This window comes from Pantoea sp. X-Soil-ISGK-259 (assembly GCF_059730705.1).
Map to the genome: position 1 here is coordinate 3285067 of NZ_AP035986.1, position 14875 is coordinate 3299941.

The 14875-nt window shown below is 48.0% G+C and carries 21 protein-coding genes; 8 read left to right on the forward strand and 13 right to left on the reverse strand.

Annotated elements, in window-relative coordinates:
* Positions 1-441 precede the first annotated feature (441 nt).
* From AC6I77_RS15570 to AC6I77_RS15580, 3 genes are read left to right on the forward strand one after another with little or no spacing between them, the layout of a single operon-like run.
* Positions 442-1443, forward strand: coding sequence for a PD-(D/E)XK nuclease domain-containing protein (locus AC6I77_RS15570; RefSeq protein ID WP_497817123.1), 1002 nt, complete (start codon positions 442-444; stop codon positions 1441-1443).
* Positions 1443-2522: a hypothetical protein gene (locus AC6I77_RS15575; RefSeq protein WP_497817124.1), complete on the forward strand. Its 1080-nt coding sequence runs from the start codon at positions 1443-1445 to the stop codon at positions 2520-2522. Before AC6I77_RS15570 ends, AC6I77_RS15575 begins: the two co-directional genes overlap by 1 nt.
* Positions 2509-3192, forward strand: coding sequence for a hypothetical protein (locus AC6I77_RS15580; RefSeq protein WP_497817125.1), 684 nt, complete (start codon positions 2509-2511; stop codon positions 3190-3192). The genes AC6I77_RS15575 and AC6I77_RS15580 overlap by 14 nt, the downstream gene beginning before the upstream one ends.
* An 89-nt stretch (positions 3193-3281) precedes the next feature.
* On the opposite strand, the gene AC6I77_RS15585 is transcribed toward AC6I77_RS15580, so the two are convergent.
* From AC6I77_RS15585 to AC6I77_RS15630, 10 genes are all read right to left on the reverse strand, one after another.
* Positions 3282-3521 carry a DinI-like family protein gene (locus tag AC6I77_RS15585; RefSeq protein WP_497817126.1) on the reverse strand — a complete coding sequence of 80 codons (240 nt, stop codon included), beginning with the start codon at positions 3519-3521 and terminating at the stop codon, positions 3282-3284.
* A 9-nt stretch (positions 3522-3530) separates the two neighbouring features.
* Entirely contained in the window at positions 3531-3719 is a 189-nt protein-coding gene (locus AC6I77_RS15590; protein ID WP_497817127.1) for a hypothetical protein, read from the reverse strand.
* Between the two features lie 196 nt (positions 3720-3915).
* Complete coding sequence (locus AC6I77_RS15595; RefSeq protein WP_497817128.1) at positions 3916-6285, reverse strand: replication endonuclease; 2370 nt, start codon at positions 6283-6285, stop codon at positions 3916-3918.
* Positions 6285-7085: a DNA adenine methylase gene (locus AC6I77_RS15600; RefSeq protein WP_497817129.1), complete on the reverse strand. Its 801-nt coding sequence runs from the start codon at positions 7083-7085 to the stop codon at positions 6285-6287. The genes AC6I77_RS15595 and AC6I77_RS15600 overlap by 1 nt, the downstream gene beginning before the upstream one ends.
* On the reverse strand, positions 7082-7309 hold the full coding sequence (locus tag AC6I77_RS15605) for a TraR/DksA family transcriptional regulator (protein ID WP_497817130.1): 228 nt from the start codon (positions 7307-7309) through the stop codon (positions 7082-7084). Before AC6I77_RS15605 ends, AC6I77_RS15600 begins: the two co-directional genes overlap by 4 nt.
* Positions 7309-7536, reverse strand: coding sequence for a DUF2732 family protein (locus AC6I77_RS15610; protein ID WP_497817131.1), 228 nt, complete (start codon positions 7534-7536; stop codon positions 7309-7311). Before AC6I77_RS15610 ends, AC6I77_RS15605 begins: the two co-directional genes overlap by 1 nt.
* A gap of 69 nt (positions 7537-7605) precedes the next feature.
* The gene (locus AC6I77_RS15615) at positions 7606-7944 is read right to left on the reverse strand and encodes a DUF5347 family protein (protein ID WP_497817132.1); all 339 of its coding nucleotides are present in this window, start codon (positions 7942-7944) and stop codon (positions 7606-7608) included.
* The gene (locus AC6I77_RS15620; protein ID WP_187512418.1) at positions 7908-8096 is read right to left on the reverse strand and encodes a phage filamentation protein Fil family protein; all 189 of its coding nucleotides are present in this window, start codon (positions 8094-8096) and stop codon (positions 7908-7910) included. Before AC6I77_RS15620 ends, AC6I77_RS15615 begins: the two co-directional genes overlap by 37 nt.
* Before the next feature lie 3 nt (positions 8097-8099).
* Positions 8100-8609: a phage regulatory CII family protein gene (locus AC6I77_RS15625; RefSeq protein WP_497817133.1), complete on the reverse strand. Its 510-nt coding sequence runs from the start codon at positions 8607-8609 to the stop codon at positions 8100-8102.
* A gap of 33 nt (positions 8610-8642) precedes the next feature.
* Positions 8643-8912 carry a hypothetical protein gene (locus AC6I77_RS15630; protein WP_275102771.1) on the reverse strand — a complete coding sequence of 90 codons (270 nt, stop codon included), beginning with the start codon at positions 8910-8912 and terminating at the stop codon, positions 8643-8645.
* A gap of 151 nt (positions 8913-9063) precedes the next feature.
* Here AC6I77_RS15630 and AC6I77_RS15635 point away from each other — a divergent pair, with 151 nt between their 5' ends.
* From AC6I77_RS15635 to fldB, 3 genes are all read left to right on the forward strand, one after another.
* Positions 9064-9633 (forward strand): phage repressor protein CI, encoded by a 570-nt coding sequence (locus AC6I77_RS15635; protein ID WP_497817134.1) that lies wholly within the window; start codon positions 9064-9066, stop codon positions 9631-9633.
* Positions 9634-9636: 3 nt separating this feature from the next.
* A complete protein-coding gene (locus AC6I77_RS15640; RefSeq protein ID WP_497817135.1) occupies positions 9637-10683 on the forward strand; it encodes a phage integrase in 1047 nt (348 codons plus the stop codon).
* Positions 10684-10753: 70 nt separating this feature from the next.
* Positions 10754-11272, forward strand: coding sequence for a flavodoxin FldB (gene fldB, locus AC6I77_RS15645; RefSeq protein WP_003852885.1), 519 nt, complete (start codon positions 10754-10756; stop codon positions 11270-11272).
* A 78-nt stretch (positions 11273-11350) separates the two neighbouring features.
* Here fldB and AC6I77_RS15650 read toward each other — a convergent pair whose 3' ends face one another.
* On the reverse strand, positions 11351-11761 hold the full coding sequence (locus AC6I77_RS15650; protein WP_039660742.1) for a protein YgfX: 411 nt from the start codon (positions 11759-11761) through the stop codon (positions 11351-11353).
* A complete protein-coding gene (gene sdhE, locus AC6I77_RS15655; RefSeq protein WP_003852881.1) occupies positions 11736-12002 on the reverse strand; it encodes an FAD assembly factor SdhE in 267 nt (88 codons plus the stop codon). Before sdhE ends, AC6I77_RS15650 begins: the two co-directional genes overlap by 26 nt.
* A 226-nt stretch (positions 12003-12228) precedes the next feature.
* Here sdhE and ygfZ point away from each other — a divergent pair, with 226 nt between their 5' ends.
* Positions 12229-13215 carry a tRNA-modifying protein YgfZ gene (gene ygfZ, locus AC6I77_RS15660; RefSeq protein ID WP_008925670.1) on the forward strand — a complete coding sequence of 329 codons (987 nt, stop codon included), beginning with the start codon at positions 12229-12231 and terminating at the stop codon, positions 13213-13215.
* 49 nt (positions 13216-13264) lie between these two features.
* Here ygfZ and trhA read toward each other — a convergent pair whose 3' ends face one another.
* Complete coding sequence (trhA, locus tag AC6I77_RS15665) at positions 13265-13930, reverse strand: PAQR family membrane homeostasis protein TrhA (RefSeq protein ID WP_039660741.1); 666 nt, start codon at positions 13928-13930, stop codon at positions 13265-13267.
* Positions 13931-14099: 169 nt separating this feature from the next.
* Here trhA and AC6I77_RS15670 point away from each other — a divergent pair, with 169 nt between their 5' ends.
* Positions 14100-14819, forward strand: a complete 720-nt coding sequence (locus tag AC6I77_RS15670; RefSeq protein ID WP_003852874.1) for a MurR/RpiR family transcriptional regulator — start codon at positions 14100-14102, stop codon at positions 14817-14819.
* Positions 14820-14875: the final 56 nt, after the last annotated feature.

The window sequence follows — 14875 nt, forward strand, 5'->3', positions numbered from 1 at the left end:
CTTAAGAAGTTACTCTTCAATTTGGGCTTAAATACTTATGATCCGCGCTTGAAAGAGCATGCCGACTCATACATTTTTTTCCAATTGCTGATAACAACAATATACCTGAAAAATTTTAAATTTATAGCTCATACAAACGCATAAAAAAATTGACACAGGTTGAGAAGTCGAGACCTTTACATAGAGGTCCAAGAGAGTTACGCGCGCTCGTAGCCCCGCCACGCCTGCCCGCTTTATGTAGTGGTTTTCATGCAGGTGCATGACATAGGCGAATGCCCTTCAGTACTGGCGGACTTGAGCAAAAACGATCCTTTTGCGATCATGCATTTTCATGCGTTATAGTCGTGCAAGCACGCATACGAACTATACGTTTAAATGACACATCATATCAGATGCATTTCTGGCATTTTGCCACAGCAATTTTAAAGGAGCAGGATTGACATGGGTGGAGAAACCTCGGTAATACAGCGAGTTGCTGGTAAGATTTCTGATGAAATTTTCTCAGTGTTCAAATGGGAACGAGCGGCAAGAGCAGATATGAATTGGGAGTGCTGCCAAAAGGCGCATTCCAAGAAAACACATCCAAGCGATGTTGTCTTTTTCTACATAGACCCTTATGAAGAGGAAATGGTATATCTCAATACAGATCTCAAAAGCTATGCAGAAGGTACTATTGGAAAAAAAATTGTTGAGGGAGCTTTAACCTCCCTTGCTTTAGCTACAGAATGTGCGAATGTAAGCGAAGAGTGGCATCTAAAATATGTCCATGATGATTCTTTAGGCTATAACGTGAGAGGGTTATTATTCTTATACAATCACGATAATTTATATGACAAAGATTTTTATGAGAATATTACAAAAAAACTAGACCATAGCGCTATAAATTGCCCTCCTAATATCAAATTACATTTGCTTGACCCCTTTAAAATCTCTGATTTAATAAACATATCTTCTGACATTACAAAGTTAATAGGCTCTGGCAAACTGCCACAACCTGATAAGTTCACATACTATTATCCAGACCTTTCTCTTACAAGAATTAAGCACCCTATCAATCAAACAACACCTGCAACAATTGAATTATTAACATCACCGTATATTATAATAAAGCATGATTCCTTTAGCTGGATGAGAGATAAAATCACTGAGGGTTATATTATTTATTATAATCAACCTGGAGATTCTGTCGATGAATTCGTGTACTTTTTTGATATGTTATCAACCTATCAGATATTAACTGAAGGCAAGCCAATTGTATTACGCCATTGCCATATTCACCCTAATGAAAATGCCGTTCATAATTTCGAAAGAGCGAAAAAGAAATATAGCTCTGACTGGCTTTTAGGCGAGGATGAAAGACTTTTCCTTAAGATAGATTTCGAAAAAACTGACAAAATCGTAGTTGAATATAACCTTGAGCAAATTGGCATGGAGCAAAGATAATGGCAAAGAAACTATATTTTGCAACAGACAAAAATATTTACGATGCTTTGCATCACAAAAGAATAACCCCTGCCAAGCTACATGAACTCTTAATGAATAGAGGTGTGTTTTTATCACAGAAAATTGATAAGGAAGTATTAATTGAAGAAATATCTAAACTTCCTCATGGATATAACGAATTAGAGCACATAAAAAAACTAGTCAAAACATATGATCCAAGAGAAAGCACTACTAGTTTAAGTTTTCAAACCTCAACAAATCAGGTTGAATTAAAAAGTGCTGCTGAGGCATTGAAGAAATCATGCTCGGCAAGTAAAGGTCAAAGCCTAAATATTGTAGCAAAAAAAGACGGCTCACTTACAGTTGAATATAAATATGAAGAAATTGATCTATCAAAAACAGCATTACGTCAAATCGACAAAAGAAATATAATAATCGAACTGCGACCAGGAACTGATAAGGTTGAAGTACGTATGCCCCAAAATACCGAAGCTAAAAAAGTCATCGAAAGTCTGCAAAATGAACTATCTAAAATCAAGTCTGAACCTATTGAACGTTTCGAAATTTCTTTGCTAGCAATAACTGACCCATCATTGCGAAGCCAGTTTTTCCAAGAATTAATGAACGGACTGCATGGTTATGAGACTGATGATGTCACAAAAGTGGAATTAAATCGCAGTACTGATGTAGGCGATGATGAAGAAGGAGTTGAGACTATTGATACCGGATTTGTCAAAAAGGCCGTTCTTAATGGCGAAGGAGTGAATAGCTCAGCTATATTCTCTCAGCTTCATCAGAAAGGTTACTATATCGGCCGTATTGCATGGTCCTCTAAACCAAAAAATGGAATTGGAGACAGAATTAACGCTGAAGCTTTTTTCAAAGACTCTGAAAAATGCTGTGATTTCGCCTATCAGATTAAAGGAATTAATAATCAAAAAGAAGATGGCTTTAATGTAACCATCCGCGCGGCAACAGCACAAGAGAAAAAACATATTGGTGCATTAATTGAGTCAGCCGCTGAAAACGCCTATAATATAATAGTGGGGTCAGAGGTGAACGAACATGAAAAAAGTTAAATGGCTTAAGCTAAATATACACCTTGAGTTTGAAAAAGCTGTTAGGTGCCTTTCTCTTGATTCTTTTACCGAGGAAAAAGGTAAAGGCTTTATTTTTGATAAGATACGTAATGATTTTGCAAATGGGCGCTTTGTTGAACGTATAATTTTTCATGATAAAGTATCAAATTTTGATGGAAGCGAAACTACTGTAGAAAGGCTAGAATATCGCACTACAGATTTTAGTATAGCCCTAGATTCTCTCCCTATAATGCAGATTACTAACCCCCCTCGGACATTAAAGCCATTTTCACAAGCTTTGGTTAAGAATCTTGGTTTGGGAGTTAGTCTCGAAGAGATAGATATAAACCCGATGAATTGGCTTAGCGAAATATCTTCAAGCGTTAATATCAATTTGACTCAGCTAGATGTTTCAAGGGTCAGAGTCGCTGATTACGCCACAGCTAAAATGCAAATTATCGGCAGTAGCGATCTTAGAAAATATTACAAAGAGGAACTAGTAGCTAAGAAAATAAGAATTGACAGGCTTGTTTGCACTGTTAATTCATTAGAGTATTCTGGTAAGCTTAAAATTACTAACAGCGGCCTTGCTTACATTGATGTTAGAAATGAAAATGAATTTACAAAAATTGTATTTGAAACATTGAAAAAAGTGGCTCTGCAGTCATAGATTGCTTATTAGGAGTTACTTCACCTTACAACTCACTCATTGTTCAACCGCGCTGGCGTCAAAACCAAATTCTGACGCCAGCAACGTTATCAGTGTTGATACTGCCAGCTGTCGTCTTCCCATACAGCCTGCAGAATATCCATAACATTCCTTTTATCGTCATCCTGTCTGACGCCGCTCAGTACTACGCCATTAGCAGAGCCTTTACGGATACGAATACTTGTATCGGGATAAGTTGGCAGGAAATTTCTGTAAAGCTCAGCCTCAAGGGCACTGAGAATGTCTTCACTGATTTTTTGTTGTTTATTAATCATGATTTCGATTTGCATAAGTCCCTCTCAATGACGTTCGGCTTCAGATTTGAATGATTTAGCCTTTCTAACTTCAGCCATCAATTCACCTGATAACTCCACTAACCAGTGAATTGCCAATTCCTTTTCCTCAAAGTCGCACGTATCAAAAGCAACTTTTTTAAGAATAAAATCAATGCGCTGGAGTTTAATCTCTTCCAGAAGATAATCGCTCATTTGTCCTCCCTCGACGTAACAACTGTATATGTGTACAGTATCGTATGGTCTTAAAAATGTGAAATGATTTTTACGTTCAATAAGGGCTTATCCTAAAAATTATCGACTAGGTGACGCTTCCAACTCGTTATTTTTATTGAATAAAGCGAAATCAGGCTTGACACTCACGGCTTCGCTTATCGAGACTGAACCTCAATCAGCTCCATTTCCGCCACTTATCATCTTCCTGCAACCGTCCGTTCTGGTAAAAAATGCGCATCCCCGCGCCTGAATTGAGACTGCCACCGCACAGAAGCAGATTTATTTCAGTTTCTTCACCGGTAAAGCCCCTCGTTTTCAGCTCTGCAACAAGAGCAGCCCCCTGAACATCGTCAATTACCTGCTTATAACTTTTCTTCTGGCGCGGCTTAACCACCCGAAGACGCGCCAGCAGATCCCGGCGCTGTTTTCTGGTCATATTGTCGAAGTCTGCCGGGCCATAAAGAGGCGTTTCACCAGATTCTATAGGTTCAACAGATACCGGACCGCCCCCTGAAATGTTCAGTTTTTCATCAGGGGGACAGTTATTGCCACGAGTCCAAGGGGCGCTAGCGCCCTGGTCGGCTGTCGCCTCCTGAACGTCAACGGCTTTACGAACCATTTTCCACTTCGTTGCGTGCGTGCAGATGCGGCCAGCCACTAAGGGGGACCAGATGCCATAAATTCGGGTGCCGTGATCGCCGTAAGGGGTTGGCTCGTCGTTAAGCTCGTAAGCAGTTCTGACGATGTGATGTTTACGTGGAACCAGAACGCCGCCCTGCTTCATGATGTAGGTGGCGAAGCAGCCAACATCTGCAGCGGCCAGCACGGCGTCCAGCTGCGCATTTTCAAGCACCGGCGCACCTGCTTTTTTATCGCTCTGATTTCTCAGCGCCTGACCGGCGAGCAGGCGCAGTTCCCGGTAAGCCTGACGGCCCGGAATGCCAAAGAAGCGGAACTGCTGAACGCGATGAAGTGACGCCCACGCCCCGACGTTCTCTGCGCTGTCACGCAGTGATTTACCTGTTTCTGCACTGATTTCATCAGACAGGCCACGGCCATCAATATTTTTACTGACGTATTTAGCGATATAACTGGTCGGTGAACCTTTACGCGGGTTGATCAGCTCAGCTTTAAAGCGTGGCCCGGTGTTGTTGCCAAGCTCTTCGCGATCTTCGCGAATGGCAAATTTCCGCAGCAGTGCGGTGACTGAACGACGTTCCTTTTTGCGCATGAAGCACAGCAGGTGCCAGTGTACGGTGCCGTCATGATGCGGCTCAGCAACCCGCACGCCATACCAGCGCATCCCGGCTTTATGCATGGCCTTGCGGAAGGCAGCAAAGGTATCAACCAGATAATCACTGCTCTGGCGAACGGTGGCCGTGGTCCACTTCGGATTGGGCCTGCCATTGTTAAGCGTTGCGTGGAAACGCGACGGACAGGTGATGGTGTAAAACACTGCGCAGTCCCCACGCATTTCCGCGATAAGCTCCAGCCCCTTAACGCAGGCCATCATTTCATTACGCCGGTGTGCCGGGTTGCTGCTACTGGCATTCACCACGTCTTCCATATCCAGCGTATCGCCTTCATCGCTGATCAGCTCATGTGAGCGGAAGAACTCCAGAGACTTCCTGCGCTGCTCACGCTTCTGGATCACCGCTTCAAAGCTGACATAGGGGGATGCTTTTTTGTTGACCAGGCAGACAGCGCGCAGCTGCTCTTCACGCCATTCACAACGCAGCTGCCATAACTTGCGATACCACCAGTCAGCGCAAAGCATACGTGCCAGCGAGGCCGGGATCAGATCATAGGGTACGGGCTTGCGGCGGCGCTTTTTGCGGCGCAGCTGCTCAAAGGCCGGAGGGATTACATCCAGACGCATCGCTTCCGCTGCAACAAGTTCCCATGCCTGGCGGACCTGCTCCGGCGTCACGTCGTCACTGACGAACAGATGGCCGCTGGCCTTATCCAGACACATGCTCATGTGCGCAGCGACCAGCGTAGATAAACGCTTGACCTGATTCTGATTCATTTCAGGCAACGCAAGCAGGCCGTCAAGCCCGTCATGACCGGCCATAAAACGGAATGAGGCTGAAATCTGGCTTTCGCGCACGCGGGCCAGCCTCTCAAGGCAGGGGCGGATAGTTTCGCGCAGGTAGCGGGAATAAGCCTGCGGCCTGCCGAGATTGTGGAAAAACTTAACGCGCTCCATGAGTGGCTTACTGATGTGCGAAGGCTGGGCGCTGACATCGGCCACGATAACCAGATCGGGATTGTGTTGCTGCTGTTCGCGGGCCATCTTTGCCCGGCTGACAATTCTGTCCTGCACAATTTCACGCTGGACAGGATCGCGTGACTCGTTGAAAAAGTAGCGGTCCCAGACCTGATCGCTCACTGCCTCACGGCGCAGCTGCTCCTGCTCATTATCCGCAGCATAGAGAGCGATCAGGTTTGAAAGCGCGGACACCGGCGCAACTTCCGCCGGGTCCAGCTGTGGATTTATTGCCTTTTTAGGGGCGTTCCAGGGGTATGCGAAAGCCTGAGTCATTACACCGCCAGACTCATGTGACGTACTGCGATGATTTCAGGCGCGCGCTTACCTTCACCGGCGGCCACGCCAACAGAGCGGGCGGCAGTGATTTTGGTCAGGCCAAATTCGCGGTAGATACTGCGGGTAAACATTGTGTCGCTGTTTGAAACGATGACCGGGTTATGCTCAGAGATACCCAGCAGGATGCAGGCCAGCGAGTGCTGATCGTCATCGCTGAACCCATCGGTGTGATAAGCGGTGAATGTGCCGTGATACGGTGGATCGCAGTACACGACATCACCGGCACGGACCATGCTCAGGGTTTCGCTATACCCCAGACATTCAAACGTCGCGCGCTGAGCCTTTGCGGCAAACGCTTCAATTTCGGCCAGCGGGAAATATGGCTCTTTATAATTACCGTAGGGAATATTGAATTCACCGCGTTTGTTATAGCGGCAAAGGCCACGGTAGCCGTTGCGATTGAGGTAGAGGAATTGCGCGGCGCGCTCCAGCAGTGGCAGCGCCGCGTTGAAGTTAAATTCTTCGCGAACCTGCTTATAACTCTCTTCCGTTTTATTCTGATGAAAGAGCGATGCCGCCAAGACAATAAACGGGCGCGTATGCTCTTTAACCTGCCGATAAAGGTTAATCAGATCGGGATTAACATCCGCCACCAGATAAGCCGGGTAATCCGTATTCATCATGACAGCACAGGAACCGGCAAACGGCTCAACCAGACGATTACCGGCAGGCAGGTGTTTAACCAGCTCAGGCATCAGGCCGGACTTGCTGCCGGCCCATTTCAGGATGGTCTTCATAATGCCGCCCCTTTGTAATGCGCGCTTTTCAGCTCACTGACTTCTTTACAGGTCACGCAGAGGGAAACGCCCGGCAGTGCGCGGCGGCGCTTCTCCGGGATTGCTTCGCCGCACGAAAGGCAGAAAAACTCACTCTCCCCTGCCGGGCGGTGAGTTGCGTTAGCCAGATTGCGCGCCAGTTCTTCCTGCACGCGCTGCTGTACCATGTCCATTGAATCAGCCATCAGTGCAGCTCCTGCGCCTGGCTCTCAAAGCGTTCCGCCTCTTTGTCCAGCAACTCGATGATTTCCGCTGCGGACATTTCATTTTTACGGGCATGAATTGCCAGTGCGGCCAGGCGGATAGAAACGGACAGCGCATCATCAGAACGCTGCTCAGTTTTTGCCTTGCTCAGCAGGGCATTAAGCGCGTCGTCGTCAGCTTTAAAATTACGGGTCTGGATGTTTCGCATTTCTCTTTCTCCTGAATTCGGGCAAAAGAATGCCCGGCGGGTTTACGCCATTTAATTTCGTTGGGTTAATTAATTAGGTAACGTCAGATTCTTTGGAAATAAACTCACGACTGCTTTTAAGTGATTCATTGCACTAATCAGCGCCTTAACTTCGTCACTCGTCAGTTCACTGAAATCAACGCTGTGACGTTCTTTGCTGATATTAGCCAGGAAGAAAATTGCGCTCAGTGCGCGGCTATTTTGTTCAGCCTGATGATCACGCTTATTACGCATGTCTGCGATAAAGCGTTTGAGTTCGTGGCTGCAATCGCCGTACATCATGGTACGAAGTACTGCTATGTGATTAAGCGCACTAGCACGCTGCCCCGCGTTCATCTGAACAGTGATACTTTCAGCTTTGTAACCCATGATTCTTTCCTCTTACCGGTTAATCCTGCCAGCAGTTCGGCCTGTGAAATTGCCGGGTGCCAGCGCCTGCCCTTTTCTGCCGCAATCCAGCCGTGGCCGTAAGCGTGGGACGGGCTTTGCCGCTTCAGAAGCGGAGCTACTGAAAACGCCATATCTCAGACCATCCCCATTGATGCACCGATACCGCTTAACACATCAGCAGTACCTGAAAGTGCAGGGTTAGAATGAACGCGACTCTGTACAGCGAGAGCCGCCAGCATCATGCAGCGAATGCCGGTATTGGCTGCTTCAATAATCCCGCGACGACATGAAGTGGTAATGCTGGCGTGATTAGCAGCACTGGCAGCAAGGGTCCCGACCTGAGCAGAAGCATTGAGCACATAAGCAGAAAACTTTTCAGCGGCATGTTCATTGACAGGAACACATGGCAGGCAGTGAAGTTGCGCCAGCATTCCATCCATCAGCGTTGCGTCTTCTGTTAAATCGGTAAGTAGCAGCACTTCAGGTACAGTCAGCTGATGAGCCTGTTCTGGGTTCAGCTTGTTGCGAAGGGTCTGCACCTTCATCCCTGCGCGCTGAGCCAGCTCAGTCATATTATGTGTAAGCGCAAACTTGCGGCACGCTTCGTCATAGTCGTTATGTGTGGAAGTCTTAAAATCAAACATCGCTTTATATATCCCTATTCCGATATTGTTTTTTCAGGCACTTCTTAAAGTTCCAGAACGCGAACCAGAATCCGAAATCGCGAACTTAACTTCATGTGACGTCAGAGCATCGATTGCTAACGCAGCTACGTTGATCAGGATAAGTTCACGTTTGCCATCCTTACGAAGACGATGGCGGTAGGAAGAAAGACGACCATCCTTGAGCATGAGATCGATTGTTTCAGCGTCAATCCCTGTCTCCTGACTGTATTTCTCCTTAGTCATATGCGGAACAGTGAGCGCAATTGAAATGTTTGCCTGCATCAGTCAGAATCCTCAAAATTTGGCGGTGGAACGCCAATTAGCCCGATTTAACAGTAATGAACGGTAATGAACCCAATTTCGTACTTATGAGGCGAACTTTAGATCCGATATTGGGTACTTGTCAAAGGTATTTTAGAACCCGAGGGGAATCATGGAGTTTACAACTGGAGGCAAAGAGGTGGTTCACCGCTTGCTGGAAGCTTATGGCTTTAGAACGAGGCAGGCGCTATGTGACCAATTTGGCGTTTCAAAAAGCACCATGGCGTCTCGCTATTCAAGAGACATTTTTCCGGCAGATTGGATCATACAGGCTGTTATTGAAACAGGTGTAAATATTGAATGGCTCGCTTTTGGCAGAGGCGTCAAGTACTCAAATGAGAACCACGCTGCAAAAAAAATCCCGAGTGTAAGCCTAGAAAACGGTGTTCTTTCCAATGGCGAACTTCTTTTTGTTGATAAAGAGTTGTTCCCCGATGTCTTACGTGATCCGCATGTGCTGTTCATTGGTAATGGTCGCTATATCGTTGATTTAGCGCCTAGCAATGTTGTTGACGGCTTATGGTTGGTTGAAATAGATGACAAAGCATCACTACGCGAAATAATGCGCTTACCCCAACAGAGGATCAGAGTAACCAATGAGAGCGGCACATTTGATTGTCACATCAATGACATCAAATTGAAGGGTCATGTGGCTCTTGTAATGCGTAAAGAGAGTGCATAAGCAATGACTGTTCGTAAGTTAAATACAGGTAAATGGCTTTGTGAGTGCTATCCGCAAGGACGCGATAAGAAGCGAATCAGGAAGACTTTTCCGACAAAGGGAGAGGCCGTTGCTTATGAACAGTATGTGATGAATGAATCTGCAATCAGGCCATGGGTTATTGAAAAAAGCGACAAGCGAACTCTTTTAGAGCTAGCACAGCTTTGGTATGACCTACACGGGCAAACTTTATCTTCTGGCTTAATGGTTTTTCGAAAACTTAAGCTTATCGCTAACGCTATGGGAAACCCCCGCGCCGCTGAATTCACTGCCAATGACTTTGCCCACTATCGCAAATTGCGATTAAGCGGAGATATTTATTTAGATAAGCGATTTCCATATGGTGCTTCAAACACCACATTGAATATGGATCACTCTCATTTGAACAGCATGTTTAGCGAGCTAAGCAGGTTGGGTGAATGGTCTTTACCTAACCCACTTGAGAAGCTAAGAAAGTTAAGCACAACTGAGCGAGAAATGGCCTGGCTTGATCAGGATCAGATAGAGCGATTGTTGAATGTCAGCCGCGCAGATGTCGATTTAAATCGCGTTATCAGAATATGCCTATCAACTGGCGCACGATGGAGTGAAGCTCAAAACCTCCGCAAGTCACAACTAAGCCCAAACAAAATCACGTTCACTAATACCAAAAGCAAGAAAAATCGTACTGTGCCGATCACTAAAGAGTTTTACAAAGAGCTGTGCGGCATCAAAAAAGAAATTATGTTCGATGACTGTCATTACAATTTTCTGAGGGCAATCAAGAACTCATCTATACACCTGCCCAAAGGCCAGATGACACACGTACTGAGGCACACTTTTTCTGCGCATTTTATGATGAACGGCGGCAACATTTTGGTGCTTCAGAAAATCTTAGGGCATCATGACATCAGTATGACGATGAGGTACGCACACTTTGCCCCAGAACATTTGGAAACAGCGGTAAAACTCAACCCAATAGAAATGGCAAAAAATGGCGGCAAATTGGCGGCAGAAGTTACCCCTCATTAACCCTTACTACCCTTTAACATGGTTGTAAGTTACTGTAAAATAATCAAACTATTGTTTTTGCTAGGTAAATATGAAAATCGGTCTTTTTTACGGTTCAAGTACCTGTTACACCGAAATTGTAGCGGAGAAAATTCGCGATTTTATTGGCGAAGAGTTAGTGACGCTGCATAACGTGAAAGATGACGACCCACGCCTGATGGAACAGTACGATTTGCTGATCATGGGCATCCCGACCTGGGATTTCGGTGAGTTGCAGGAGGACTGGGAGGCGATCTGGACGCAACTGCCCGCGCTGAATCTGCAAAACAAGATTGTTGCGCTGTATGGCATGGGCGATCAGATTGGCTATGGCGAGTGGTTTTTAGATGCGCTCGGCATGCTCCACGATTTGCTGCAGCCCATGGGCGTGCGGTTTGTCGGCTACTGGCCGCTTGAGGGCTATGAGTTCACCAGTCCTAAACCGCTGAGTGCCGATGGCTCGCAATTTGTGGGTCTGGCGCTGGATGATGTGAATCAGTTCGAGGTCACCGATGAGCGCGTTGAGCAGTGGTGCGAGCAGGTATTAACCGAAACCGCTGCACTGCTCTGAACGATTCCGTGCTCTGGATTGCCGCTCTAGACACGAGCGCCTGCAGATGCCGGCAGATAATAGTCTGCCCTGTTGCCATTAATGTCGCGCTTTGCTGAAACAGCAGGCGCGTAATGCTCGCCATTCGCCGGGCTGCATATTGTCCCGCATCAGCCACCATCGTAGCGTAGCGCCCTTTTCACTCCTGGCCACCAGCAAGACGCCAATCGGTAACCAGCGCAGCGGCTGGGTCGGTCGCCAGCGTTTTCCCTGCCAGATCCAGCAATGACCGCCTTCCCGCTGTAACTCACCGCGCCGCTGACGCAATCGTCGGAAGCTGCACCAGCCTTCAGCCAGCAACAACAGAATAACCGGCACTTTAATCAGCCAGCCGCCCACCGGCAGCGGCATCAACACGACGCCAGTCACGGCTGCCACCAGCCAGGCGCACAGACATCCGCACGCCAGGCGGGAGGGCTGCAGCTTACATTGCCACGGGGCCGCGATCATGGTTACGCTGCTGGATCAAATTCACCATCCGCTTAAGCTCTGGATCTTTTGGCTCACCGTGATTCATCAGCCAGTTAAACAGGTCGGGATCGTCACTCTTCAGCAGGTTAACAAAGACCTGCTTATCAGTGTCATTAAGCGTGTCATACTCAAATTTGAAGAACGGCATAATAGCCACATCCAGTTCCAGCATGCCGCGACGGCAAGCCCACTGAATACGTGATTTATCATTAATATCCATGCATCAATTTCCACAATTCACAACGTGGCCGCTAGTGTAACCTGGTTTAATGCAGCTCGCAGGCGCAGCGTCGCAGGCTGTGCAACCTGCCACATTTCAGATTGTAGCTTTTCAGGGTTATCACGCCTTTTGTGCGCCGTTTTCCGTAAACAGGTTGCATTGCCAGTCGGCTCTTTTAACATTGAAGACAATGTTCCGGATGAACCTTCTAATACAGGATATCTCCATGCCCACTTTTACTTTACCGCCGCGCCAGCCTGCCGCGTCGTCTCGCCTGCCATTAACCCTGATGTCACTGGATAGCTGGGCGCTGGTTTCCATTACCGGTGCTGACAGTACCGCTTACCTGCAGGGTCAGCTAACGCTAGATGTCGCGGCGCTGGATGCAGACCACCATTCGCCCGCCGCACACTGCGATGCCAAAGGCAAAATGTGGAGTAATATGCGCCTGTTCCATCGCGGCGAAGGCTATGCCTATCTGATCCGCCGTGAACTGCGCGACACCCAGCTGACTGAGTTAAAAAAATACGCGGTGTTTTCGAAAGTGACGATGGCAGCTGACGATGAGTGCGTGTTGCTGGGCCTGGCCGGTTTTCAGGCCCGCGCCGCGCTGGCAAATCTGTTTGATAACCTGCCCGACAGCGAAAAACCAGTGGTGCAGCAGGGAGAAACCACGCTGCTGTGGTTTGCCCAACCCGCCGAACGTTTTCTGATTGTTACCTCGCTGTCACAGGCAGAAGCGCTGAAACAGAAGCTTAATGACGATGCTCAGTTTAATGACAGTCAGCAGTGGCTGGCGCTGGACATTGAAGCGGGCATTCCGGTAATCGATCCGGCCACCAGTGTGCAGTTTATTCCTCAGGCCACCAACCTGCAGGCACTGGATGCTATCAGCTTCAAAAAGGGCTGCTATGCCGGTCAGGAGATGGTCGCCAGAGCGAAATATCGCGGTGCCAATAAACGCGCGCTCTACTGGCTGGCGGGTCAGGCAAGTCATCTGCCCGAAGCCAATGCTCCGCTGGAGTTACAGATGGGTGAGCGCTGGCGTCGTACCGGAAGCGTGCTGGCTGCGGTGCAGTTAGATGATGGAATCAGCTGGATTCAGGTGGTGCTGAATAACGATCTGGAGCCGGACAGCGTGCTGCGGGTTGAAGGTGACGAAGGCGGGCATCTGACCATTCAGCCGCTGCCCTACTCGCTGGCTGAAGAGTGATGTAACCGCATGGCCCTTTCATTAACGGAAGGGCCATGCCGCAATCTACTCAGCGCACATAAAAATAGATGGCGCAGAAGTGGCAGAGACTGCCGCCCAGCACAAACAAATGCCAGATGGCGTGGTTAAAGGGAATGCGGCGTGCCACATAGAAAATCACCCCAAGCGAATAGATAATTCCGCCTGCGGCCAGCAGCCAGATGCAGCCCGGCGGCAGGATCATCGCCAGCTGATAAACCACAATCAGCGACAGCCACCCCATGCAGAGATAGGTCACCAGCGACAGCGCTTTAAAGCGATGTGCAATCGTGAGCTTGAACACAATACCCGCCAGCGCCAGCCCCCAGATCACCGCCATTAAGCCATACGCCAGGGGCGTCCTCAGTCCGACCAGCAGAAACGGCGTATAGGTCCCCGCAATCAGCAGATAGATGGCACAGTGATCGAGCTTTTTCAGCCAGGGTCTGGCGGGCCCATCCGGGATTGCGTGATAGAGCGTTGAGGCCAGAAACAGCAAAATCATGCTGCCGCCATAGAGGCTGTAGCTGATAAAGGTGATGGTGTCAGCCTGCCTCTCAGTGGCCTGATGGAGCATCAGCACCAGCCCGACGATGCCAGAGAGGCAGCCAAGACCGTGACTGATACTGTTGGCAATCTCCTCGGTAATGGAATAGCCCGCAGAGGGTCGATGTTTTTGAGAGAGTGTGGTGGTCATATTAGTTTCCTGAACAGCGCCATAGCAGTAGTCACTGTTACCCAGCCTACCCAATAATTTTTTCAGTGTACACGTGTACGCTAAAAATGCTCACAGAAATTCACTATCCCTTAAACCACGTACTGAATCTGGTAAACTGACCTTCGGTCAACTGTTCAATGAGTCATTCATGTTTTCGCATCGCGATCTCGCCCGCCTTAACGATCTGGAAATGCAGGTCTATCAATTCATCATTAAGCACCGCGAGGGCGTCAGCTATATGACGATTCGCGAGCTGGCTGAGCAGGCTGCCGTCTCCACCACCACCGTGCTGCGCTTCTGCCGCAAGATGGATTGTGAAGGCTGGTCAGAGTTCCGCATCCGCCTGCGCTTAAGCGAACAACAGCGTGCACCGCTGCTCAACACGGCGGGCGTCAGTGAAATGCTGAGTTTTTTCAAGAGTATTAATAACCCGGAGTTTGAACAGCTCATCACGCAGGCTGCGCAGAAAATTAATCAGGCGGATCGGGTTTTCTTTATTGGCGTCGGCACCTCCGGCAGTCTGGCAAAATATGGCGCGCGGTTTTTCTCTAACCTCGGTAAATTCAGTCACGCCATTGACGACCCCTACTATCCGGTCAGCACTGACCTGTATGAAAATGCCGTCGCCATTATTTTATCGGTCTCCGGCGAAACGGAAGAGATCCTGCGCATTGCCAGTCAGTTCAGCCTGAAGAAGTGCAAAATCATTGCGATAACGAATACGGAAAGCTGCTCTCTGGCGAAGATTGGTGATTTTAACCTCTGCTATCACGTGCCGATTATTCGCATGGCCGACAATTCTGACATTACCACTCAGGTGCCGGTGACCTATATTATTGAAGCAATAGGCCGCCAGCTGGGGAAATAAAACAGCGTGTTTTTTGGATGTAACAAACGTAATTCCAGGCGCGCTGTTATATCGTG